15 protein-coding genes and 3 pseudogenes are annotated in these 22,983 nt (G+C 66.7%); 8 read left to right on the top strand and 10 right to left on the bottom strand.

Going from position 1 to position 22,983, the window contains the following annotated elements; genetic code table 11:
* Window positions 1–42 precede the first annotated feature (42 nt).
* From ASF16_RS18320 to ASF16_RS18290, 7 genes are all read right to left on the bottom strand, one after another.
* On the bottom strand, window positions 43–1,584 hold the full coding sequence (locus ASF16_RS18320; protein ID WP_082517017.1) for an oxygenase MpaB family protein: 1,542 nt from the start codon (window positions 1,582–1,584) through the stop codon (window positions 43–45).
* The gene (locus tag ASF16_RS18315; protein WP_235507427.1) at window positions 1,581–2,384 is read right to left on the bottom strand and encodes a carotenoid biosynthesis protein; all 804 of its coding nucleotides are present in this window, start codon (window positions 2,382–2,384) and stop codon (window positions 1,581–1,583) included. Before ASF16_RS18315 ends, ASF16_RS18320 begins: the two co-directional genes overlap by 4 nt.
* A 177-nt stretch (window positions 2,385–2,561) precedes the next feature.
* On the bottom strand, window positions 2,562–3,374 hold the full coding sequence (locus ASF16_RS18310; protein WP_056170487.1) for an alpha/beta fold hydrolase: 813 nt from the start codon (window positions 3,372–3,374) through the stop codon (window positions 2,562–2,564).
* Between the two features lie 74 nt (window positions 3,375–3,448).
* The gene (locus ASF16_RS18305; protein WP_056170484.1) at window positions 3,449–4,276 is read right to left on the bottom strand and encodes a proteasome-type protease; all 828 of its coding nucleotides are present in this window, start codon (window positions 4,274–4,276) and stop codon (window positions 3,449–3,451) included.
* 181 nt (window positions 4,277–4,457) lie between these two features.
* The gene (mutS, locus tag ASF16_RS18300; RefSeq protein WP_056170482.1) at window positions 4,458–7,052 is read right to left on the bottom strand and encodes a DNA mismatch repair protein MutS; all 2,595 of its coding nucleotides are present in this window, start codon (window positions 7,050–7,052) and stop codon (window positions 4,458–4,460) included.
* A gap of 337 nt (window positions 7,053–7,389) precedes the next feature.
* Window positions 7,390–8,127: a hypothetical protein gene (locus tag ASF16_RS18295; protein WP_200926929.1), complete on the bottom strand. Its 738-nt coding sequence runs from the start codon at window positions 8,125–8,127 to the stop codon at window positions 7,390–7,392.
* Window positions 8,114–8,662, bottom strand: coding sequence for a hypothetical protein (locus ASF16_RS18290; RefSeq protein WP_056170478.1), 549 nt, complete (start codon window positions 8,660–8,662; stop codon window positions 8,114–8,116). The genes ASF16_RS18295 and ASF16_RS18290 overlap by 14 nt, the downstream gene beginning before the upstream one ends.
* A 487-nt stretch (window positions 8,663–9,149) precedes the next feature.
* On the opposite strand from ASF16_RS18290, the pseudogene ASF16_RS18285 reads away from it, so the two are divergent.
* The 6 genes and pseudogenes from ASF16_RS18285 to ASF16_RS18270 form a co-directional block, all read left to right on the top strand.
* Window positions 9,150–10,985 (top strand): annotated as a pseudogene (locus tag ASF16_RS18285) (putative bifunctional diguanylate cyclase/phosphodiesterase); the annotation flags it as partial.
* Between the two features lies 1 nt (window position 10,986).
* Window positions 10,987–11,239: pseudogene (locus tag ASF16_RS26875) on the top strand (EAL domain-containing protein); the annotation flags it as partial.
* Between the two features lies 1 nt (window position 11,240).
* Window positions 11,241–11,794, top strand: a pseudogene (locus ASF16_RS25585) (EAL domain-containing protein); the annotation flags it as partial.
* 1 nt (window position 11,795) lies between these two features.
* On the top strand, window positions 11,796–12,047 hold a 252-nt coding region (locus tag ASF16_RS18280), incomplete at its 5' end, for an EAL domain-containing protein (protein WP_156372132.1).
* A 141-nt stretch (window positions 12,048–12,188) separates the two neighbouring features.
* Window positions 12,189–17,036, top strand: coding sequence for a PAS domain S-box protein (locus ASF16_RS18275; protein ID WP_056170474.1), 4,848 nt, complete (start codon window positions 12,189–12,191; stop codon window positions 17,034–17,036).
* 33 nt (window positions 17,037–17,069) lie between these two features.
* A complete protein-coding gene (locus ASF16_RS18270; RefSeq protein WP_056170471.1) occupies window positions 17,070–18,200 on the top strand; it encodes a two-component system response regulator in 1,131 nt (376 codons plus the stop codon).
* A 243-nt stretch (window positions 18,201–18,443) separates the two neighbouring features.
* On the opposite strand, the gene ASF16_RS18265 is transcribed toward ASF16_RS18270, so the two are convergent.
* A complete protein-coding gene (locus ASF16_RS18265) occupies window positions 18,444–19,421 on the bottom strand; it encodes an inositol monophosphatase family protein (RefSeq protein WP_056170468.1) in 978 nt (325 codons plus the stop codon).
* Window positions 19,422–19,603: 182 nt separating this feature from the next.
* Between ASF16_RS18265 and ASF16_RS18260 the strand changes: the two genes are divergently transcribed.
* Both ASF16_RS18260 and cysE read left to right on the top strand, forming a co-directional pair.
* Complete coding sequence (locus ASF16_RS18260; protein ID WP_056170466.1) at window positions 19,604–20,398, top strand: RNA methyltransferase; 795 nt, start codon at window positions 19,604–19,606, stop codon at window positions 20,396–20,398.
* A 35-nt stretch (window positions 20,399–20,433) separates the two neighbouring features.
* Entirely contained in the window at window positions 20,434–21,216 is a 783-nt protein-coding gene (gene cysE / locus ASF16_RS18255; RefSeq protein ID WP_056170463.1) for a serine O-acetyltransferase, read from the top strand.
* 43 nt (window positions 21,217–21,259) lie between these two features.
* Here the strand turns inward: cysE and ASF16_RS18250 are convergent, their stop codons facing one another.
* Together ASF16_RS18250 and mog are read right to left on the bottom strand one after the other, a co-directional pair.
* Window positions 21,260–22,156 carry a hypothetical protein gene (locus ASF16_RS18250; RefSeq protein ID WP_235507426.1) on the bottom strand — a complete coding sequence of 299 codons (897 nt, stop codon included), beginning with the start codon at window positions 22,154–22,156 and terminating at the stop codon, window positions 21,260–21,262.
* Window positions 22,157–22,365: 209 nt separating this feature from the next.
* A complete protein-coding gene (mog, locus tag ASF16_RS18245) occupies window positions 22,366–22,974 on the bottom strand; it encodes a molybdopterin adenylyltransferase (RefSeq protein ID WP_056170456.1) in 609 nt (202 codons plus the stop codon).
* Window positions 22,975–22,983 lie beyond the last annotated feature (9 nt).

The following is a 22,983-nucleotide window of genomic DNA, read 5'->3' as shown; positions in this document are numbered from 1 at the left end:
GGAGGGTGTACAGCAGCAGGTCCATCAGTATCGGGGCCCCGGTCACGCGGATCGCTGAGCCTGCGCGGAGCCCGTGGCCTGCATCTTCTGCGCCCGGCCCAGGCCCGGGCTCCAGCTGCCGCGGGTGGTGAGCCGGTCTTCCAGGCGGTTGAGCCACCGCGGCGCGTGCGGGTCGTCGCTCCATGCATGGACCACGTCGTCGACCTGGTTGAGCAGCTCGGTGGGCAATTGCAGCGGCCGTGTCTGGCTCATCAGGACATGGCTCATGAAGTGGTAGCCCAGCACCCGGGTGAGCGCGCGCACCAGCGAAAACCGCGGCATCACCAGGCGTGCCACCGCATCGAGCACGCGGGCCACGGTCAGCACCACCCAGAACAGCAGCGCGGACGACCAGGGCACGGGCTGGGTCAGCCCCAAGTCGCTGGCCGTTGCGCTCCCGCAGAGGTAGCGGGTCATGAGCCGGGGGAACGGTTTGACGATGTCCCAGGGCAGGTACTTGGCCATGGTCTGCATCAGCGCCTGGCCCAGGGCGGGGCGCGGGTCGGGTGCGATCGGGTCTGCGCGCCCGCGCGCCTGCATCTGCGCCATCAGCACCTTGCCATGCTCCATGGTCTCGACCATCAGCGAGCGCTCGATGCCGAGGACATGGCCCACCACGTTCCAGGTGTGCAGGTAGGCCTCTTCATCGTGGCGGGGCAGGCCGATGCCCAGCTTGTGCAGGCTGCGCAGAAACACATAGCCAAAGGTCAGCAGCGTGTAGGCCAGCTCTTCCTGGTTGCAGGGCAGGCCGTCGTCGGCCACGTCCCAGCCGCGCGCGTGCAGCATCTGGAACATCGTCACGCGGGCGCCGGGCGGCAGCGCGGTAGGGGGCACCACGCTGTCATGGCCCGAGCGCAGGTTGGCCACGGCGCTCTGCGGGCTGCCATGCAGGATGAGGTTGCGGATGGTGGCATGGATGAGCCGCACCTTGAGGATCTGGGCAACGCCCGCGCCGCGCTCGGTCATGCCGCCGTGCAGCATCACCGGGAAGATCATCGCGGCGGTGGAGCGGATGCGGTACTCGGTGTTCTGCTCCAGTTGCCCTGCAGTGTGCAGCACGGCCGACAAATCCGGGATCACGTAGCACTCGGGCAGGCTGGCGCAAAACAGCAGGATGCACGACAGCGCGCCGTGCTCCATGAAGAGTTTTTCGGCGCGCTCGATCTTGCGGGGGTCGGCCCAGTCGGGCAAGGCCTGGGCGGTGCGCACGTAGTGGTTCAGCGCGTCGGCCATGGCCTGGTCCACATAGCCACTGACAGGCTTGCCGCCCACGGTGCCGTGCACCGGGCCCACCGCAACGGTCCACTGCGCAATGCCCGCGTTGTCCGCCCACTGGCCCAGCAGGATGTTCACCGTGTCCAGGCGCTTCCATTGCTCGGCGTCGGCATCGACGGTGCCGGGCGGCCACGGGCCCAGCATGTCGGCGACCGTCTGGTCTGCCAACGGGTCGGCGTGGTGCTGCATGCCGGCCAGCTCGGCCTCGGGAAGAGGGGGCACGCGGGTGGCGGGGGCAGGGGTGTCGATGGTGATGGTGGCAGTGTTCATGCGCCAGTTCCTGATGAAGGTGCGCGCCAGCGCTGAAAGCCGGCGACCGCGCACAGCAGTGGTATGCCCATGGCAAACGGCGCGATCGAGCGGATCTCCACCGGGTTGCCCAGGATCATCTGGAACACCATGCCGCACGCGTAGATGGCCAGCGGGACCAGCGCGTGGCGCCGCAGAAAGGGGCTGCTGGGCCGAAGCGGAAGTTTGCGCACCGACATGCGAAAGCTGAAGATGATGCAGAACGCGACGAACACCCAGCCGAAAAAGCCCTGCACGGTTTCGCCGAACCAGGCGCCATCGGTCTTGGCCATGATCCAGGCCTTCAGGGTGTAGACAAGGTACGGGTCGGCGCCCAGGTCGAACGCGGTGACGATCATCGCCGCCAGAAACGACAGCATGGCGGCATTGCCCAGCCCCGGCGCGCCGTCCACCGGCGACTGCCAGACGATCAGGTTGCTGATCACATAGCCGGCGTAGGTCAGCGAGAACCACATCATGGGGATGACGATGGGCACATTGACGAGCCGGGCCCCCAGCACCTCGGTGTACGTGTAGTGCCCGAAGAACCAGCCGTGCGTGCTGCCCATCTGCTCTGCGAACCAGCCCAGGCCCACGGCGATCAGCATGAACTGCAGCGCCGGCCGGGCGCCCAGCAAATGCGTGGCACTGGCCCAGCAGCACGCGAACATGAGCACCGATGCCGTGACGATGGCAATGGTGGTGTAGTTGTATGTGCGCACTGCGGTGGCTACCAGGAAGGCAGCCAGCAGGGCGAAGGTCAATGCTGGCAGTCGGGCCACCAGAGGATTCTGTGCAGGCATGTTGTCTGTATCACGCTGTAACAAACCCCCAGTGTAGAGGATGCACCCCTTATTCGCGCCCCCTGTTTTTACAGAGACTGCAATGCCTTTTCTGTGCTTTTACCGTCTGTTTTGGTGTTATATCGCCGTCAGTTCACAATTTTCATTTCACCGACGTCACTGGTTCAGCGATGCGAGGTTCAGCAGCGCCGCCTCGATGGCGGCCGCCGTGGCCACCGGCTGCTCCATGGGGAACAGGTGGCTGCCGTCCAGCATCATCGTGCGGCCTTCGGTGATGCGCAGCGTCATGGCCATGCCGACCTGCTTCATCTCCTCCGAATCGCGTCCGCCGATGAAGGCCGCCGGGCACATCAGCGGATGGGCGCTGAGCAAGCGCCCCAGGTTGTGCGGCAGCGTGTTGTAGATGGCAGTCTCCACGGCGCGATCAAAGCCCAGCACGCGCTTTCCATCGTGGTCCACCAGGCCGTGGGTGACGTAATCGTGCAACACCTCCGGGTCCCAGCGCGCAAACGCTTTCTTCTTGCGAAAGTGCTCCAGCGCTTCGTCGGTGCTGGCCCAGCTGAAGCGCCGCTGCCGGCTGATCTTGCCGGGCGATATCGAGCCCACCACCTGCGTGCGTTTGGCCACGCCCACGGCGTTGGCCTTCCAGCCGCCCAGCAGGGGCGAGTCGATCAGCAGCACGCCCCGCACCAGTTCAGGGTGGCGTGCGGCGGCCATCACGCTGAGAAAACCGCCCAGGGAGTGGCCCACCAGGAACACCGGCTCGCCCAGTCGCTGCACGTGGGGCGTGGCGAAGTCGGCCAGTTGCTGCACCAGGTGCGGCCAGTTGTTGGTGACGGGATACTGCGCGTCGTGGCCGTAGCGGTCCACGGCATGCACATCGAACCCGCGGGCCTTGAGGTGCTTGAACAGGACGCGGTAGGTGCTCGCCGGGAAGCTGTTGGCGTGCGAGAAAACGATGGGGAGCATGAATGGGAGATGCCCGCCCGCAAGGGCGGGAGAAGTGCGCGCGGGCCGGCCGGAGCGGCCCGGCACGCTACCGTTCAGATGAGCTTGTCCAGGTGGGTGGTGATCTTCTTGAGCGGCTTGCTGCGCGCAGGCGTCACCATGATGGGCACGCTGGTGGCGCCGCCGCCCCAGGCCGGGTCCTCGATGCTGTCGAAGACTTCGCGCAGCTTCTGGCCCCAGCTGTCGTGCAGCATGCGGAAGTACGGGTTGTGCTCGTCGATGCAGACCACCTTGGAGGTGGAGAAGCTGTCCACCTCGTACACCACCAGGTCCAGCGGCAGGCCGACGGACAGGTTGGACTTGAGCGTGCTGTCCATGGACACCAACGCACACTTGGCGGCTTCGTCCAGCGGGGTCTCGGGCGTGAGCACGCGGTCGAGCACGGGTTTGCCGTACTTGGACTCGCCCACCTGGAAGTACGGCGTCTCGGACGTGGCCTCGATGAAGTTGCCGGCCGAGTAGACCTGGAACAGGCGCATGCCCTCGCCCTTGATCTGGCCGCCGAACACCATCGACACGTTGAAGTCCACGCCCGAGCGCTTGAGCGCCAGGCCGTCGCGCTCGTGCACGTGGCGCACCGCGGCGCCCAGCACGCGGGCGGCGTCGAACATGCTCTTGGCGTTCCAGATGGAGATGGTCTCGCCCGAGTCTCCGTCCTTGAGCTGCTCGGTCTGCAAGATTTCGCGCACCGATTGGGAGATGGACAGGTTGCCGGCCGACAGCAGCACCATGAAGCGGTCGCCCGCCTTCTCATAGACCATCATCTTGCGAAAAGAACTGATCTGGTCCAGGCCGGCGTTGGTACGGGAATCGGACAGGAAAACCAGCCCGGCGTTGAGTTTGATGGCGACGCAATACGTCATGGAGCAGATGGTGGGTCGGTGGTGGGGGAACCCGCAAGTTTAGTCCGGCTTGCGCTCCAGGTTGGTGCATGGCCTGTGCAAGGCCCTGCGCGCAGCACGGCGCTGGCGCAGTTTTCAATGAATTGCTATTGAAATAATAGCTGGTAGCGCACGCCAGACATGCGGCAGGTGGCATTTACGCTCAAATAGCCAGCATTTTCCTGAGTTGGTAGAGCGCGTCCAGCGCCTCGCGCGGGCTCAGCTGATCGGGGTTGATGCCGGCGAGGGCTGCTTCGATGGGGCTTGCGCCCGCGCCCTCGGGCGCCTCCGGCGTGGCGAACAAATCCACCTGCAGGTCGTTCTCGCCGGCGCGCTCTTCCAGCGCGGCCAGCGCATGGCGGGCATGGTGCAACACCGGCGACGGCATGCCCGCCAGCTTGGCCACCTGGATACCGTAACTGCGGCTGGCCGGGCCGGGCTGAATCTCGTGCAGAAACACGATGTCCGCACCAGACTCGGTGGCGCTCACATGCATGTTGATGGCGTGGCGCGCCTTGGCGGGCAGCTCGGTCAGCTCGAAGTAGTGCGTGGCGAACAGGGCAAAAGCGCGCGTCTTGTCGTGCAGGTGCGTGGCGATGCCGCTGGCCAGCGCCAGGCCGTCGAAGGTGCTGGTGCCCCGGCCGATCTCGTCCATCAGCACCAGGCTGTGCGGCGTGGCGGCATGCAGGATCTGCGAGGCCTCGGTCATCTCCAGCATGAAGGTGGACTGCGCGTTGGCCAGGTCGTCCGCCGCACCGATGCGGGTGTGGATGGCGTCGATGGGCCCCAGGCGGCAGTGCGACGCGGGCACGTGGCTGCCGATACACGCCAACAGCACGATGAGCGCCACCTGCCGCATGTAGGTGCTCTTACCGCCCATGTTGGGGCCGGTGATGATCTGCATGCGCGTGTTGGCGTTCAGGCGCGTGTGGTTGGCGATGAAGCTGCCGCTCGATGTTTCGGCAAGGCGGGCCTCGACCACCGGGTGGCGGCCGTTTTCGATCTCGATGCAGGGCTCGGGCACGAACTGGGGCGCGCACCAGTTGAGCGTGAGCGAGCGCTCGGCCAGGGCGCACAGCACGTCCAGCGCGGCCAGGGCCTGGGCCAGTCGGGTGAGGGCGGGCACGTGGGGCTGCAACTGGTCCAGGATCTGCTCGTACAGCCATTTTTCGCGCGACAGGGCGCGCTCGTTGGCCGACAGCGCCTTGTCCTCGAAAGTCTTGAGCTCGGGCGTGATGAAGCGCTCGGCGTTCTTCAGGGTCTGGCGGCGGCGGTAATCATGGGGCACCTTGTCCACATGGCTGCTGGTCACCTCGATGTAGAAGCCATGCACCTTGTTGAACTGCACGCGCAGGTTGGGGATGCCGGTGCGGGCTTTTTCGCGCGTTTCCAGGTCGAGCAAGAAGGCATCGCAGTTGGTCTGGATGGCGCGCAGCTCATCGAGTTCGGTGTCGAAGCCGCTGGCGATCACACCGCCGTCGCGCACCAGGGCCGCGGGCTCCTCGTCGATGGCCGCACACAGCAGCGCGGTGCAGCCCTCGGGCGGGTGCAGGTGGCTGAAGATCTGAATCAAATAGGGCTCTGGCGCCTGCCCGGAAAGCGCAAGGTGCTCTGATTTTTGTAGCGTCTTGCACAAGGCGACCAGCTCGCGCGGGCGCACCTGGCGCAGCGCGATGCGGGCGGTGATGCGCTCCACATCGCTCACGCCCTTCAGTTCGCCGCGCAGCAGCGACCACGGGCCGCTGCCCCCGCCGGCCCCATGCGCATCGCCGCGCAGTGCCGTGGTGGCCGACAGCCGCTGGCGCGCCTGGTCGCGGTCGCGCTGGGGCTCCAGCAGCCAGGTCTTGAGCAGGCGGCTGCCCATGCCGGTCATGCAGGTATCGAGCAGGGAGAAGAGGGTGGGCGCATCGTCGCCGCGCAGGGTCTTGACCAGTTCGAGGTTGCGGCGCGTGGTGGCAGGCAGGTCGATCAGATCGTCGCCGCGCTGCACCTGCACGCTGTGCACGTGCGTGAGCGTGCGGCCCTGCGTGTGCTCGGCATAGGCCAGCAGGCCCGCGGCGGCGGCGTGCGCCTCGCCCAAGTCCTGCGCGCCCCAGGCCTGCAGGCTGGCCGCGCCCAGGTTCTCCAGCAGCTTGCGCTCGCCCAGGGCGCTGTCGAACTGCCAGTCGGGCCGCGGGCTCATGGGGCAGGTGAAGGCGCCGCCCTGGCGCAGCACCTGCAGTTGCTGCTCGAAGCGCTCGGTCACACCGGCGCTGTAGATGAGCTCGCTGGGCGCCACACGCGCCAGCCAGCCGCCCAGCTCGTCGTGCGCGCATTCGGCCAGGTACACGCGGCCCTGCGTCACGCTCAGCCAGGCCAAGCCGCAGCGCGCGCGCGGCGCCTGGTGCACGGCCATGAGCAGCGATTCGGATTTGTCGGGCAGCAGCTCGGTGTCGGTCAGCGTGCCGGGCGTGACCACGCGCACCACCTTGCGCTCCACCGGGCCCTTGGCCGCGCCGACCTCGCCCACCTGCTCGGCAATGGCCACCGACTCGCCCATCTTGATCAGGCGCGCCAGGTAGTTCTCGAGCGCATGAAACGGCACCCCCGCCATCAACACCGGCTGGCCACCCGACTGGCCACGCTGCGTGAGCGTGATATCGAGCAGGCGCGACGCCTTCTCGGCGTCCTGCCAGAAGACTTCGTAGAAGTCGCCCATGCGGTAGAGCAGCAGCGTGTCGGGGTACCCGGCCTTGAGCGCTAAATATTGCTGCATCATCGGGGTATGACCGGCGAGGTCCTGCTCCCCTGCGGGTGTTTGGGATTTGTCTTGTGTGTTCAACAACTTAACCAGCTATTTCTTGGTCTTGCATTGCCAGGGATTTTCGATGGCCGTCAGCCCTGCCGATGCTTTGGGGAGGGGCTGTTGTGGACCGAAGCGCATTTTCGTTGATCTGGCCATCGCTTGGAGCCCGCCTTTGAACTGCAGTGAAAAATCCCGATGTTCTCGGCATCTATGAAAGACAACACCGTCTGCCGGATGCCCTCAATGCTCATGCGCCAGATGTCGGCCAGCAGGTGATCCGTTCTTGCCCGCTTCAGCGGCCTGGGACCATCTACAGATTACGGGGAGGGTATCCGCTGAAATTTCCAGGCTGGACGAACTCATCGCCCAGACACATGGCCTTCAGGCGTTGCTGGACCAACCCAGACCGCTCCGGCTCGGCAATCAAGCCTGGCAGCACGTTTGCGAAGTCCGGGCTCGCCAGCAGTTGAGTCAACGCTGCGCTCACGGCCTGCCGCAGCGCGGCGGGCGCCACAGCCATCTCACCGGCCAGCTCCTCGCGTCCATCGACGATGTTGAGCACGTCTTCGATGTCGTGGCTGCTCAGGTAGTCGCCCCCGCCACGGCCTGCAAAGGCTTCCAGCTTGGTGGCGACGAAGGCCACGGCGCTGACCAGCCGAATCGTGATCCCCGACCCCAAATTCGCAGGCGCCGCACTTTCGACCGCATACGGATACCAGCGGTTGGAGAACCCCAGCACCTCCGGCTGTACCGGCATCAGGTCGAGCAGCAGGCCCGACTCCTTGTGCACCCAGCGGCAGATCACATCGCTGCCCATGTCGCGCGCGAAACCGCGCTGCGCCACTGCTTTCTCGATGCGATAAAACAGGGCTCGACTGGCGTTCACTACCGCGTCGACGTCGCGGGTGGCACGCACGGGGTCGGCCAGCGGGTCCGTCACCAGCAGGCCGGCGACGGCGCCGCCGACGAACACCACTTGTTCACGCAGATCGCCCAGTGCCTCGGCGATCTGGCGCAGTTGCGGCAGATTCGGATCATCGGCCCGCATCGGGTGCCTCAGCGTGTGAGCGCATCAGTTCGGCTTCCAGGAGTTGGGCCGCAAGGTTGCGCTCGCGCGCCCTGCCTGTGCGCAAGGCATCGAGCAAGGCCAGCAGGCGATGCAGCGACGGGTCGGCCAGAGCCGCCTGTGGCGCGGTGCGGTAGAGCGGTGACAGCGTGGGCCCCTTGGCCTTCCCCTCGGGATGCACCCACACGGGTGCCTCTCCGGGGGCGGCCGTCAACTGGCTGGCCAGCGGCTCGGCTCCGAATGCCGTCGGGACACCGCGCTTGACGGGGCCCATCGTGGCCGGCCAGACGTAGCGCACGCCATGCAGCATGAACTCAAGCAGGTTCGGCCGGACCGGTGACCATTCGACGCGTGACGGCGCCACGGCGAGGCCTGATGCCACGGCCCGCTTCACGCTGGCATGCGCTTCCGACGCGCTCATGCTCAGCGACTCGCCCAGGGCGGCGTAGGGCCACCGTTGGGGCGGGCGGGCTGCGACCTTCAGCAGCACCAGCAGGTCTTGGGGTTTGAGGTCCATGGATGATGTGAATTCGCTATTCGTGAATTGCGAATATCGCTGATGCACAAGCGTTTGGCAAGCTTTGGAGAAGCTACGCGGATGGGTAGGGACAGGGTAGGGGCAAGAGTGACAGGTTGGAGGCTATAAAAAATGAGGGGGCTGCGTCAGTGGCACTGATCGACAACCGCATGCCCTGTCGCTGACCTGTACTGGCGCATCGTGGGTATGTAGCGCTCTAACGTCTCGGACATGCAGTGAGGCCAGCCATTCAACCCCCTGGGGTTTCCCCTCACGCGGTTACACGTCTGTTTGCCCCGGCGTTACGTTTTGACATACTCTTGCCTGTATGCTGTGACATGGCCTGGCGCAGTGGCCGCCAGGGCGTTGCGCCGTGCCGTTTCGCGTGCGCAGACTCCCCTTCTCTCAGAGGTTTCGACCGACCGTGATTTCGTCCGAACTGCTGACCGACCTTCTGGCTCCCGCTGGCGAAGGGGCCATCGAGCCCATGGCGCAGGCGCGCCTGCAGGCCTTGGTGGATGCGGTGCCGGTAGCGTTGATGGAGTTCCGGCTGCAGGGCGGCCGCCTGCTGCTGCTGGCCGCCAACGCAGCGGCGCGCCGCATGCCGGGGCTGGGCGCGGTGCGCCACGCCGGCGCTGATGCCAGCGAAGTGTTCGACCTGCTGGCCGGCACCCAGTTGCTGGACCAGCTGCAGGGCGTGGTGCGGGTGGGGGCGCCGCTGGAGTGCCGCCAGGTCGTGCGCGAAGCCGGCCGCCTGCTGCTGGCGTGGGACCTGTCCGCACGCCGCGTGACCAACGATTGCATCGTCGTCACGGTGCGCGACGCCACCGAGGCAGAGACATTGCGTGCTGCGCTGGCCAACGCCGAGCACGCCCTCGAAGAAGTGCGCCGTGAGCTGCGCGAGCAGACCGACGTCTTCAACACCATGGAAAGCCTGGCCCGCGCAGGGCACTGGCGCCGCATCGAGGACCCGGGCGAGACCGTGCTGCTGTGGTCGCCCGGCCTGTGCAACATCGCCGGCTTCGAGCAGCAGGAGTGGGTGGACCCGGAGCGCGCCGTGAGCGGCATCCTGCCCGAGGACCGCGGCGTGTTCGACAAGGTGCGCGAGCGCGGCCAGGGCCTGGACGTGGAGTACCGTTGGCGCCGGCCCGACGGCGAGGTGCGCTGGATGCGTTCGCGCGTGCAACGCACGCTGCCGCGCGACGGCGTGCAGGTGGTGATGGGCGTGGTGCAGGACGTGACGGACGAGCACCGCGCGGCCGAGCAGCTGCGCGAGCAACTGCTCTTCATCCAGCGCATCGCCAGCCGCATTCCGGGCTTCATCTATGAGTACCGCCTGCATGCCGATGGCACCACCAGCGTGCAGTACATCAGCGATGCGGTGCGCGAGTTCATGGGGGTGGAGCCGCACGAGGTGACGGCCGACCACGAAGTGCTGATGCTGCGCGTGCTGCCCGAAGACTTGCCGCATGTGCAGAAGTCTGCCATCACCTCGGTGCGCAAGCTCGTGCCCTGGCAGTGCGAATACCGCGTGCGCATGCCGGATGACAGCATCCGCTGGCACATGACGAATGCCATTCCGCACCGCGAGCCTGATGGCACGGTGGTCTCCCATGGCTTCACGATGGACATCACCGACCGCAAGCGCGCAGAACAAGAGATCGAGCGCCTGGCCTTCTACGACGCACTCACCGGCCTGCCCAACCGCCGCCTGCTGCTCGACCGCCTGCAGCGCTCCATCGCCGCCTGCCAGCGCACCAGGAACCTCGGCGCCCTGCTGTTCATCGACCTCGACAACTTCAAGGACCTCAACGACACCCTGGGCCACGACATGGGCGACCAGCTCTTGTCCCAGGTGGCCGCCCGCCTGGTGGGCAGCGTGCGCGAGGCCGACACCGTGGCCCGCTTCGGCGGCGACGAATTCGTCGTCATGCTCGAAGCCTTGTCCCCGGACCTGGCCGAAGCCGCCGCCCAGGCCGAGACCGTGGCCGAGAAACTGCTGGCCCACCTGAACCAGCCGTTCGAACTCGACGGCGCCCAGCACTACAGCACCCCCAGCATCGGCATCACCCTCTTTGGCGACGAACGCCTGTCGGTGGATGAACTCTTGAAACGCGCCGACCTGGCCATGTACCAGGCCAAGGCCGCCGGGCGCAACACCCAGCGCTTCTTCGACCCGGACATGCAGGCCGCAGTGAATGCCCGCTCCAACCTGGAAGCCGACCTGCGCCAGGGCCTGGCGCGGGGCGAGTTGCTGGTGCACTACCAGCCCGTGGTGGACCACCAGGCCACCCTGCTGGGCGCCGAAGCCCTGGTGCGCTGGNTGCGCCAGGGCCTGGCGCGGGGCGAGTTGCTGGTGCACTACCAGCCCGTGGTGGACCACCAGGCCACCCTGCTGGGCGCCGAAGCCCTGGTGCGCTGGCGCCACCCCCAGCGCGGCATGATCAGCCCGGGCGACTTCATCCCCCTGGCCGAGCAGACCGGGCTCATCCTGCCACTGGGCCAGTACGTGCTGCAGACCGCCTGCGCGCAGCTGCAGCGCTGGGGCCAGCACATCGAGACGGCGCATTTGTCCATNGCGGCATAGGCTGGCTGGAGCAGTCCGCCACACGGGACTTCATCCCGCTGGCCGAGCAGACCGGGCTCATCCTGCCACTGGGCCAGTACGTGCTGCAGACCGCCTGCGCGCAGCTGCAGCGCTGGGGCCAGCACATCGAGACGGCGCATTTGTCCATCTCGGTGAACGTGAGCGCCCGCCAGTTCCGCCAGCCAGGCTTCGTGGCCGAAGTGCTGCAGACCCTGAGGGAGCACGGGGCCGACCCCCGAAGGCTCAAGCTCGAACTCACAGAAAGCCTGCTGCTGGGGGACATCGAAGACACCATCGCCCGCATGGTGCAGCTCAAGAGCGAAGGCGTGGGATTCGCGCTCGATGACTTCGGCACCGGCTATTCATCCCTGTCCTACCTCAAGCGGCTACCACTGGACCAGGTGAAGATCGACCAGAGCTTTGTGCGGGACGTGCTGTCGGACCCGAACGACGCGGCGATCGTGCGGACGATTTTGGCGCTGGCCAAGAGCAACAACGCGCCCACGCCCGTGAGCATGGCCAGCAGCGCCAGGCCGGGCAGGTCGNCCACTGGACCAGGTGAAGATCGACCAGAGCTTTGTGCGGGACGTGCTGTCGGACCCGAACGACGCGGCGATCGTGCGGACGATTTTGGCGCTGGCCAAGAGCCTGGACCTGGAGGTGGTGGCCGAGGGGGTGGAGACGACGGGGCAGCTGGGGTTCTTGCGGCTGCATGGGTGCGAGGGGTTCCAGGGGTACTTGTTTGGGCGGCCCGGGCCGGTGGAGGACATCGATGCTTTTTTGTTTGCCACACGCTGACGCAGCGCTGCGCGCACCACGACGATGGTGCTCGTCCGCGCCCGGCGCCAGTTGGCAGTGCAAGAGGTGCACACACCGCAGTGATGCGTGTCCGCCAACGGGCAGGGGCCGGGTGTGAAGCGCGCGGGCGGAGGTGTTGGCATGTTTCTGGACAAAGTGCTCGACAGCAATGCCCCCGGCAAGCGGGGCCTGGCCCTGGTGGCGGCGCTGGCCATGTTCGGCGCCTGGCTGGTGGTCCAAGGGGTCGTGCACTGGCGCGCAGGCGAGCGTGAGGAAGACCGGGCCCGCCAGCTGCAGCAGACCTCCGACCTGCTGATCAGCCAGACCACCGGCGGCAGCATGCTCGGTGCCGTGTCGCTGCTGGGCCTGAGCGAGCCGCTGCTCAAGGACATGGCCACCGGCAAGCTCCCACCCGACCACCCTGAAGCGCTCAGCCGGCTGGGCGTGGCCCGCGGCCGGTTCCTGGTCAATGGCGTGTACGTGATGTCGGTCGACGGTACGGTGGTGGCCCACGAAACGGCCGGCGCCCGCTCCACCGGCATCAATCTGGGCTACCGCCCGTATTTCCAGCAGGCGGTGGAGGGCGCGGTGAGCGTCTACGCAGCCATTGGCAGCAACTCGCAGGAGCGCGGCCTGTACTACGCCGCACCCCTGTACGACCGCGACACGCCGGCCAGCTCGATCATCGGCGTGGTGATGTTCAAGGTGGGCTTCGAGGTGGTGGACGAGCTGCTCAGGCGCACCGAGTTGCCCTCGGTGCTGCTGTCGCCACAAGGTGTGGCGTTCTCGTCCACCCGGCCCGAGTGGCAGTTTGCGGTGGCACCGCCGCTGACCCAGGCGCGCATCGATGCGATCCGCGCGACACGCCAGTTCGGCAACCATTTCGAGAACGGCGTGGCGTCCGCGCTGCCTTTCTCTCCCGATGCCAAGGAAGTGCTTCTGAACGGCGTGACCTACGCACTCAGCCGCAGCAGCATCGACTGGAAGGACCCGGGAGGCCCCTGGCAACTGGTGGTGTTGGACGACATCAGCGCGCTGATGACGCCCACCCAGCGCATCCAGGTGGGCGGGGCCACGTTCGTGCTGCTGTTTTTGCTGGGCCTGTTGCTGCTCGATCTGCTGCGCAGCCGGGCGCGGGTGGCGGCTGCGCTCGAGCGCTTCAGGCTGCTGGGCGCTGCGCTGCAAACCAGCCCGGTGTCGGTGGTGATCACCGATGGGGAAGGGCGCATCGACTGGGTCAACACCCAGTACGAGCGCAACACGGGCTATTCGCTGGCCGAGGTGCGCGGCAAGAAGCCATCCATCGTGGCCAGCGGCCAGACGCCTGCCCAAACCTACCAGGCGATGTGGTCCACGCTGCTGTCGGGCCGGTCCTGGCAGGGTCATTTCGTGAACCGCCGCCGGGACGGTAGTACCTACCACGACGAGGCCACGCTGTCGCCGGTGCTCGACGAGAACGGCAAGCGCATCGGCATCGTGGGCCTGCATGAAGACGTCTCCGAGCGCATCCAGTCGCACAAGGAATTGGAGCGGCGCGAGCGCCTGCTCAACGAGCTGCTGGAGCAGCAGACCGCCATCTTCGACAACGCCCCGCCCATCCTGCTGGTGTGCGACGGGCACTTCCGGCAGTTCAACCCGTCCTTCGTGGAGCTGATGGGGGGCGAAGCGTCGGAGCTGCTGGGCATGAGCATGTCGCGGCTCTTTGGCACCCCTGCGGCTGCCGAACAGTTCTTTGCCCGCGTGGGCCCGGGGCTGGCCGCTGGCGAAGCGCTGCGCGAGACGGCCGCACTGAGCCGCCTGGATGGCAGCAGCTTCGAGGCACGCCTGGCAGGCCGCAGCCTTCAGATGGAGGGGTTCAAGACCGCGTCGATCTGGGTGATCGAGGACGTGAGCGAGCAGCGGCGTGCCGAACTGGCCGTGCAGCAGGCCCGCGACCGCCTGGAGATGGCGCAGGAGGCCGGCAAGATCGGCGTGTTCGACATCGACCTCGTGACCGACCAGGTGCTGTGGAGCGAAAAGCTGGTGTCCATGCTGGGCCTGCCACCGGGCGACCAATTGCGCAACCGGCACGACTGGACCGAACGCCTGCACCCCGAGGACCGCGACCGCGCCCTGGAGCATTTCGGCCAGTGCCTGGCAAGCAGCGACACCCACCTGCGCGACTCGTGGCGCATCGTGCGGCCCGACGGCGAGGTGCGCTGGTTCCTGTCGGCAGCGCGCATCTTCCGCGACGCGGCGGGCAAGGCCGTGCGGGTGGTGGGTGTCAACGTGGACATCCACGACCAGAAGGTGCTGGAGGCCCAGGTGGCCGAGCAGCTCGACTTCCAGCAGGCGCTCATCGACGCCATCCCGGTGCCGCTGTTCTACAAAGGCGCGGACGGCCGCTACATCGGCTTCAACCGCGCGTACGAGCAGTCGTTCGGCGTACAGCGCGAGACGCTGATCGGCAAGACGGTGATGGACCTGACCTTTTTGCCCCAGAGCGAGCGTGCGCAGTTCGACGATGACGCGCAGGAGGCGCTGCACGGTGTGCAGTCGGTGCACAAAGAGGTGGACATGCCATACGCCGACGGCAAGATCCACCACACGCTGTTCTGGCTGCACGGCTTCTCGCGGCCGGACGGATCGCCGGGCGGCGCCATCGGCACTTTCGTCGACATCACCGACCGCCAGCGCGCCGAGGAAGAATTGCGCCGCGCCAAGGAGCTGGCCGAGGAGTCCACCGCGCTCAAGTCCAACTTCCTGGCGAACATGAGCCACGAGATCCGCACACCGATGAACGCGATCATCGGCATGTCGCATCTGGCGCTGAAATCGGGCCTGTCTCCCCGCCAGCACGACTACGTGAGCAAGATCCAGCAGGCCGGCCAGCACCTCTTGGGCGTGATCAACGACATTCTGGATTTCTCCAAGATCGAGGCAGGCAAGCTCACGGTCGAAAAGCAGCCCTTCGTGCTCGATCGCATGCTCGAGAGCGTGTCGGACGTGGTGGGCTACAAGGCGGGCGCCAAGGGCCTGGAGCTGGTGTGCGACGTGGCGGCCGACGTGCCTCCCAACCTGGTGGGCGACTCGCTGCGGCTGGGGCAGATCCTCATCAACTTCGCCAACAACGCGATCAAGTTCACCGACTCCGGCGAGATCAGCATCGCCGTGCGGCTGCTGGAGGCCGCGGGCCACCGCGTCATGCTGCGCTTTGAAGTACGCGACACCGGCATCGGCCTCACGCCCGAGCAGATGGGGCGGTTGTTCCAGAGCTTTCAGCAGGCCGATACCTCCACCACCCGCCGCTACGGCGGCACGGGCCTGGGCCTGGCCATCTGCAAGAGCCTGGCCGAGCTGATGGGCGGCGAGGTGGGGGCCGACAGCGCATTCGGCAAAGGCTCCACCTTCTGGGTGTCGCTGCCGCTGGAGCGCGGCGCACCGGCCCGCGTGCTGCTGCCGCCGCCTGACCTGCGCGGGCGGCGCGTGCTGGTGGTGGACGATAACCAGACCGCCGCCACGGTCCTGTCCGACATGCTGCAGGCCATGGGGTTCGAGGTGGACCAGGCCCATTCCGGGCTGGAGGCGCTGGAGCGCCTGCGCGAGTCGATGGCGCAGCGCCGCCCGTTCGGCCTACTACTGCTCGACTGGCACATGCCGGGCATGGACGGCGTGGAGCTGGCCGGCCACATCCGCGGCCTGGGCATGGCCGAGGTGCCCAAGATGCTGATGATCACCGCCTACGGCCGCGAGGACGTGATGCGTGCGGCGCGCTCCCAGGGCATCGAAACCGTGCTCATCAAGCCGGTCAACGCATCGCTGCTGTTCGACACGCTGATGCAGCCCCAGGAGCATTCCACCTTCAGTGCGCGCCGCATGGTCACCCCGGCGCCCGCTGCCGAAGAGCTGCCGCTGGCGATCCGCGGCGCCTGGGTGCTGCTGGTGGAAGACAACGAGCTCAACCAGATGGTGGCGGTCGAGCTGCTGCAGGAGGCGGGGTTTGCCGTGGATGTGGCGGAGAACGGCCAGGCCGCCATCCAGTGCATCGAACGCAAGGCCTACGACGTGGTGCTGATGGACATGCAGATGCCCATCATGGACGGCGAGACCGCCACGCGCCAGCTGCGCAGCAACCCGCGCTTTGCCCGCCTGCCCATCGTGGCCATGACCGCCAACGCCATGGAGGCCGACCGCCAGCGCTGCTTTGCCGCCGGCATGAACGACCATGTGGCCAAGCCCATCGAACCGGCCGCGCTGTGGGCGGCGCTGACTCGCTGGATACGGCCGCGCCCCGGGCTGGGCAAGGCGCCGACTCCGGCCGCGGTGGTGGGCTTGGAGGAGCCGGGCGCCAGGCCGCCCGGCGAGGCGACCCCCACGGTCCCCGTCGTGCCGCCTGTGGCCCCGGGGCTCGACACGGTGCTGGGCCTGCAGCGCGCCCTGGGCAAGCCAGGGCTCTACGCAGAGATGCTGCGCCGGTTCGCCCAGGGCCAGGCATCGGTGATGGGGGATGTGCAGCAGGCGTTGGCCATTGGCGATTTTGTGCTGGCGGAGCGGCTGGCACACACGCTACGATCGGTGGCGGCGAACATCGGCGCCCAGGCCGTGGCAGACCAGGCCCAGGCGCTGGAGCAGGCACTGCGCAGCGGCCAGCGGGGCGACAGCGTGACAGCCTTGCTGGTGCCGCTGGCCACGGCCTTGCAGCCCCTGCTGCAGGCGCTGCAAAGCTGGGCGCAACAGGCGGCGGCAGGGCCCCGCGCCGCTCTGGAGGCCCCGGCCGCAGCGGGTGCGCCTGCGCTGTCATCGGCAGATGCCTTACAGCGCCTTCGCCGGCTGCTGGAGCAGGATGACCCTGCGGCGACCGAGTTTTTACAACACAATGGCCCTGTGCTGAAGTCTGCGTTGGGACCTGCGTTTGCGCAGGTAGAGGTGCACACCCTCAACTTCGACTTCGAGCAGGCCTTGGGGGCCATGGCAGCGGTGCCAGGCTCCGAACACCCCGCTGCTCATTGACACCGAGCAGAGCACTACGCAGGACCCGACTCCATGGACAACGCGCCCTTTGCCCCCCAGCAATCCGCACTCGTCGATAAGCCGATCGCGACGGTGCTGGTGGTGGACGACACGCCCGACAACCTCACCCTGATGGGCAGCCTGCTGCGCGAGCACTACCTGGTGAAGGTGGCCAACCATGGCGAGAAGGCCCTGAAGATCGCGCAGTCGGGCACGCCGCCCGACCTGATCCTGCTGGACATCATGATGCCGGAGATCGACGGCTACGAGGTCTGCCGCCGCCTGAAGGCATCGCCCGCCACGCGGGACATCCCGGTGATCTTCCTGACCGCGCGCTCGGACCCCAACGACGAGCGCATGGGCCTGGCGCTGGGGGCCGTGGACTACATCACCAAGCCCATCAGCCCGCCCATTTTGCTGGCGCGCGTGAACACGCACCTGGCCCTGAAGGCCACGGCCGACTTCCTGCGCGACAAGAGCGCTTACCTGGAGCGCGAAGTGGCCATGCGCACGCTGGAGGTGCAGGCCATCCAGGACGTGACCATCATGGCCATGACCTCGCTGGCCGAGACGCGCGACAACGAGACCGGCAACCACATCCGCCGCACGCAGCTGTACGTGAAGACACTGGCCGAGCGGCTGCGCAGCCACCCGCGCTTCGAGCATGCGCTGACCGACCGCATGATCGAGCTGCTGTACAAGTCGGCGCCGCTGCACGACATCGGCAAGATCGGCATCCCGGACTCCATCCTGCTCAAGCCCGGCAAGCTCACGGTAGAGGAGTTCGAGATCATGAAGACCCACACCACGCTGGGCCGCAACGCCATCGACGAGGCCGAGCGCCGCCTGGGCATGCGCGTGGCCTTCCTCAGCGTGTCCAAGGAGATCGCCTACAGCCACCAGGAGAAGTGGGACGGCTCGGGCTACCCCGAGGGTCTCAAGGGTGAGGACATCCCTGTCGCCGCCCGCCTGATGGCCGTGGCGGACGTGTACGACGCGCTGATCAGCAAGCGCGTCTACAAACCCGCGTTCTCGCACGACCAGGCCTGCAACACCATCGTGCGCGGCAAGGGCACGCATTTCGATCCGGACATGGTGGATGCGTTCGTGGACATCGCGGAAGACTTTCGCAACATCGCGCAGAAGTATCCTGACCCTTCTTGATGGCTGGTGAGGGTGTGGCGCGCCAGCCTGCAAGCTGTGCGGCCAGTGAACGCATGCCGCACAAAAGAGGGCTTTTCACCGGCTGCCCGGGCGGGCGGGACAAGAGGCCCATGTCTCCAGGGCCGCAGGCTCACCTGCAGTGATCTCGCAAAACCAAAAAACCGTTCACGCTGAGCTTGCCGAAGCGCTTCGCAAGGCTTCGACAGGCTCAGCCCGAACGGTTCAGGCTGCAGGTTGCGGATGTCAGAAAGGCGCGTCTTCGCTCTTGCCGCCGCCATTCTTGGCTGCATGGTTGTCCTGGGCGTCATTGCCAGCATTGTCCGCTTCCGCAGGCTCTTGCTCATCGATCGGGTCTGCACCGCTGCCGCCTTCTGCTACAGCCGCCTGGCGCACCGCCGCCTTGTCGCCTGCACTCGCGAACTTGCTGTACTTGCCCAAAATGGGCACCAGCTGGCCGTAGATGCGGGGGTTGCCGGCCAGGCACTCGCGCTGCTCCAGAAAGTCCGCTTCACCCGTGAAGTTGCCCACCAAGCCACCCGCCTCGGTCACCAGCAGCGAGCCTGCGGCCACGTCCCAGATCGACAGGCCGGTCTCGAAGAAGCCATCGGTAAAGCCCGCGGCCACATAGGCCAGGTCCAGCGCGGCGGCACCAGGGCGGCGCAGGCCGGCGGTGCGCTGCATCACGTCGGCCATCATGTTCAGGTAGCTCTTGAAGTTGTCGCCCGGGCGGAAGGGGAAGCCGGTGGAGATCAGGCAGTCCTTGAGCTGGGTGCGCTTGCTCACGCGGATGCGGCGCTCGTTCAGGTAGGCGCCGCGGCCCTTGGTGGCGGTGAACAGGTCGTTGCGGCTAGGGTCGTACACGACGGCCTGCTCGACCTTGCCCTTCACGGCGAGCGCGATGCTGACGCAGTAGACGGGAAAGCCGTGGATGAAGTTGGTGGTGCCGTCCAGCGGGTCGATGATCCAGACGAATTCCGAATCCTTGGCGCCGTATTCCGTACCCGATTCTTCGGCCAGGATGCCGTGGCCGGGGTATGCCGTGAGCAGCGTCTCGATGATGATCTTCTCGGACGCGTGGTCCACTTCGGTCACGAAGTCGTTGATCTGCTTTTGCGAGATCCGCACCGATTCCACGTCCAGGGCCGCGCGGTTGATGATGGCGCCGGCGGCGCGTGCAGCCTTGATGGCCACGTTGAGCATGGGGTGCAGATTGGACGACATAAATTGTGGTGGTGAGCAGGGCGCCCGGCACAAAAAGGGCGTGGCGGCCTGCGAATCATGAGCGGGTCGGTCCGTCCCGGCGATGCGGGCGGCGACAATGAGGGCGGGATTTTACCCGGACCGCCTTTTTTTGCCTAACGCACGGCTTTTCTGCGCCGTTGCGCTCCTACCGTTCCTGCGCCATGAAGACCCGTTTTGTCCTGATCAACACCAGCCACGCCGGCAATGTGGGCGCTGCCGCCCGCGCCATGAAAACCATGGGCTTCGACGACCTGGTGCTGGTGGCGCCCCGCTGGGCCAACGTGCTGCGGCGCGAGGAAACCATCCAGCGCGCCAGCGGCGCCCTGGACGTGCTGAACAACGCCCGCATCGTCGCCACGCTGGACGAGGCGCTCGATGGCATCAGCCACCTGTGCGCCACCGCCATGACCCCGCGCGACTTCGGCCCGCCCACAGCGTCACCCCGGGATCACTTCGAGATGCTCCTGAAAAGTGAGCTGGCAGCGCAGTCGCAGCAAGCGGTAGGGCCTGATACAGCATCAGATCTGGATGCAAAACCGGCCAGCCAGGCCGGCGTGGCCTTCCTTTTCGGCTCCGAGCGCTTCGGCATGGCCAACGAAGACGTCTACCGCTGCCATGTGGCGCTCTCCATCCCCACCAACCCCGGCTTCGGCTCGCTCAACCTGGGCGCGGCCATCCAGGTCATCGCTTACGAGTGGCGCCTGGCGCTGGGCGGCTTTGCGGTGCAGGACGCCACCACCGAGCGCAGCCTGGCCGACGCCGCGCAGGTGGCCGGCATGCTGGGCCACTGGGAGCAGGCGCTCACGGCCATCGGCTTTCTGGACCCGGCCGCGCCCAAGAAGCTCATGCCGCGCCTTAACCAGCTTTTCAACCGCGCGCAGCTCAGCCCCGAAGAAATCCACATCCTGCGAGGTGTCGCCAAATCGATGATCGAGGCCGGCGGGTCAAAACGATAGACTGTGCGGCCATAAACACATAACGAAAACAACCGATGCTCGCCCGCCTGCGTTCCGATATCCAGTGCATCCTCGACCGCGATCCTGCCGCGCGCAGCACGTGGGAGGTGATCACCTGTTATCCGGGCCTGCACGCGATCTGGCTGCACCGGCCCGCGCACTGGTGCTGGAACAACGGCCTGAAGTGGCCGGGGCGTTTCATCTCGCACTTTGCGCGCTGGTCCACCGGCATCGAGATCCACCCCGGCGCCAAGATCGGCGAGCGCGTGTTCTTCGACCATGCCATGGGCGTGGTGGTGGGCGAGACCGCCGAAATCGGCGACGGCTGCACCATCTACCAGGGCGTGACGCTGGGCGGCACCTCGCTGTACAAGGGCGCCAAGCGCCATCCCACCCTGGGCCGCGACGTGGTGGTCAGCGCGGGTGCCAAGGTGCTGGGCGGCTTCGAGGTGGGTGACGGCGCCAAGATCGGCAGCAACGCCGTGGTGATCAAGCCGGTGCCGCCAGGCGCTACGGCGGTGGGCATTCCGGCCCGCATCATCCCGTCCAAGGCCGGCGAGAGCGCCGACGTGACCGAGCCCCAGCAGGCCCGCAAGTTCACGGCCTACGGCATCACGCAGGAGGACGACCCGCTCTCGCAGGCCATGCGCGGCCTGATCGACAACGCCTCGTCGCAGGAGCATCAGATCGCGCTCTTGTGGCGGGCCATCGAGAAGCTCTCCGCCTCATCGCACCAGGCCCAGGACTGCGTGCCCTGCGACGCGGCGATCAAGGAGCAGTTCGAGGCGGGCAAGTTCAACGAGCTGGTGGGCAAGTAGCGCCGGGGCCCTCAGTCAGGGCGTGACCACGATCAGGACTCGGTCACGCCTTGATCAGTGCGTTGAGGTGCTTTCCCAGTGAGCCAAGCGTCACAAAGGTCAGCTCGTACATGGTGGTGAGGCCCGCGGCCTGTTCCTCGTTCAAGTCGGTGGCGCAAATGATGAAGCGGCTGCGGTCCACGCCCAGTCGCTTGCGCAGTCGCAAGTATTTGTCGATGTCTCGGCGGAATTCGCCGGATTTGCATTCGATGCAGATCGGCGCCTGGCCTTCAGGCAGGGCAATGACATCGAGCTCGTGCAGGTCTTCATTCGGGAACACGACCTTGACGCTTCGGGCGCACGAGGCAGCGCGCCCGCGCTGGCGCAGTTGCGTCAGCAGCTCGATGAAGGCATACCATTCCAGCCAGCCGCCATCGAAGAACTGCCGCACGGCCGGGGCGGTCTGCAAGGTCAGCCTGACGATCTTTTCGGGCTTTTGATAGTGATAGCGCGAGAAAAACGTGTGGCTGTAGAGCTGGCGGCACAGTGTGTTGATGGCCTGTGCGTCCTTTTGCGACAGGTTGGCCAGCTCCAGATTCACCCAACCATGGCTCTTGCGGTAGGCAAACCGCACGCGGTCGATCAGCTCGGCATACAGCTCGTAGCCTTCACCAAGCATCTTCGCGGCGTCATCGAAGAAGCCGCTGGTATCTACCAAGGCATAGTCGAAGCGGGCCTCGATCTGGCGCGCTGCAAACCATGCGCTCAGCGGAGCATGCTGTTCTGCCGTGGCGAGCGCGGTGGTGTTGTTGTGATCGATACCTGCCAGCGTATCGATCTTCGCCGCTGCGTCCTCCACGGGTGCGGGACCGCCGGTGTCGGCCGCAACCGGCTTGTCTGCCTGCTGTAGCGCCGCCACCTCACGCAAGGCTGCAAAGTACCGCTCGACCAGCTTTTCCACATAGAACACCGTGCCGTAGACCATGCTGGGCGTGCCACAACGGCCGCAGGCGACTCGTGTGCCCACCGGGGTTGTGGCGTCCTCCGAGACGAAACTGCATTGGTTGCAACGGTAGATGGGCATGTTCGGAAGTGGCAGGTTTTGTTCGACGGGCCCGCCTTGGCGCGGGTAGTCGTTCTGGCAGTCGGAAAGATTTGGGGCGCAGGCGTCTATGCCGCCGTCCTGGGCGGCCGCACCGCGCTCTTGGGCCGGAACGCCTTGCACACCGCATCCCGCGTCTCCAGGTACGGCCCGCCGATCAGGTCGATGCAGTAGGGCACGGCCGCGAAGATGCCGGGCACGATCTGTCCGCCCTCGGCGTCCTTCAGGCCTTCCAGCGTCTCGGCAATCGCCTTTGGCTGGCCGGGAAGGTTGATGATCAGGCTCTGGCCGCGGATCACCGCCACCTGGCGCGAGAGGATGGCCGTGGGGACGAACTTGAGACTGATCTGGCGCATCTGCTCGCCAAAGCCCGGCATCTCCTTGTGCGCCACGGCCAGCGTGGCCTCGGGCGTCACGTCGCGCAGTGCGGGGCCAGTGCCGCCGGTGGTGAGCACCAGGTGGCAACCCGCCGTGTCCACCAGCTCGATCAGCGTGGCGCTGATGCGCTCCTGCTCGTCGGGGATCAGGCGCGGCTCGAAGGCGATGGGGTTGTGCAGCGCGCGGGCCAGCCAGTCCTGCAGTGCCGGCAGGCCCTTGTCTTCATACACACCGGTGCTGGCGCGGTCGCTGACCGAGACGATGCCGATGCGCACGGCATCGTGCAGCGCGCCGCCCATGCCTGTGGG

The organism is Acidovorax sp. Leaf78, from assembly GCF_001422735.1.
In the GTDB taxonomy this organism is placed as follows: domain Bacteria; phylum Pseudomonadota; class Gammaproteobacteria; order Burkholderiales; family Burkholderiaceae_C; genus Acidovorax.
Note: the sequence above shows the minus strand (reverse complement) of the source record. Positions and strands in the feature narration are given on the sequence as shown.

Excerpts from the sequence above, each read along its gene's own strand:
- ASF16_RS18295 (WP_200926929.1), bottom strand. The coding sequence starts at position 8,127 with ATGCGGGCCGATGATCCGAATCTGCCGCAACTGCGCCAGATCGCCGAG.
- ASF16_RS18260 (WP_056170466.1), top strand. The coding sequence starts at position 19,604 with ATGAAGACCCGTTTTGTCCTGATCAACACCAGCCACGCCGGCAATGTG.
- ASF16_RS18265 (WP_056170468.1), bottom strand. The coding sequence starts at position 19,421 with ATGTCGTCCAATCTGCACCCCATGCTCAACGTGGCCATCAAGGCTGCA.
- ASF16_RS18320 (WP_082517017.1), bottom strand. The coding sequence starts at position 1,584 with ATGAACACTGCCACCATCACCATCGACACCCCTGCCCCCGCCACCCGC.
- ASF16_RS18275 (WP_056170474.1), top strand. The coding sequence starts at position 12,189 with ATGTTTCTGGACAAAGTGCTCGACAGCAATGCCCCCGGCAAGCGGGGC.
- ASF16_RS18310 (WP_056170487.1), bottom strand. The coding sequence starts at position 3,374 with ATGCTCCCCATCGTTTTCTCGCACGCCAACAGCTTCCCGGCGAGCACC.
- ASF16_RS18290 (WP_056170478.1), bottom strand. The coding sequence starts at position 8,662 with ATGGACCTCAAACCCCAAGACCTGCTGGTGCTGCTGAAGGTCGCAGCC.
- ASF16_RS18270 (WP_056170471.1), top strand. The coding sequence starts at position 17,070 with ATGGACAACGCGCCCTTTGCCCCCCAGCAATCCGCACTCGTCGATAAG.
- cysE (WP_056170463.1), top strand. The coding sequence starts at position 20,434 with ATGCTCGCCCGCCTGCGTTCCGATATCCAGTGCATCCTCGACCGCGAT.
- mutS (WP_056170482.1), bottom strand. The coding sequence starts at position 7,052 with ATGATGCAGCAATATTTAGCGCTCAAGGCCGGGTACCCCGACACGCTG.
- mog (WP_056170456.1), bottom strand. The coding sequence starts at position 22,974 with ATGGGCGGCGCGCTGCACGATGCCGTGCGCATCGGCATCGTCTCGGTC.
- ASF16_RS18305 (WP_056170484.1), bottom strand. The coding sequence starts at position 4,276 with ATGACGTATTGCGTCGCCATCAAACTCAACGCCGGGCTGGTTTTCCTG.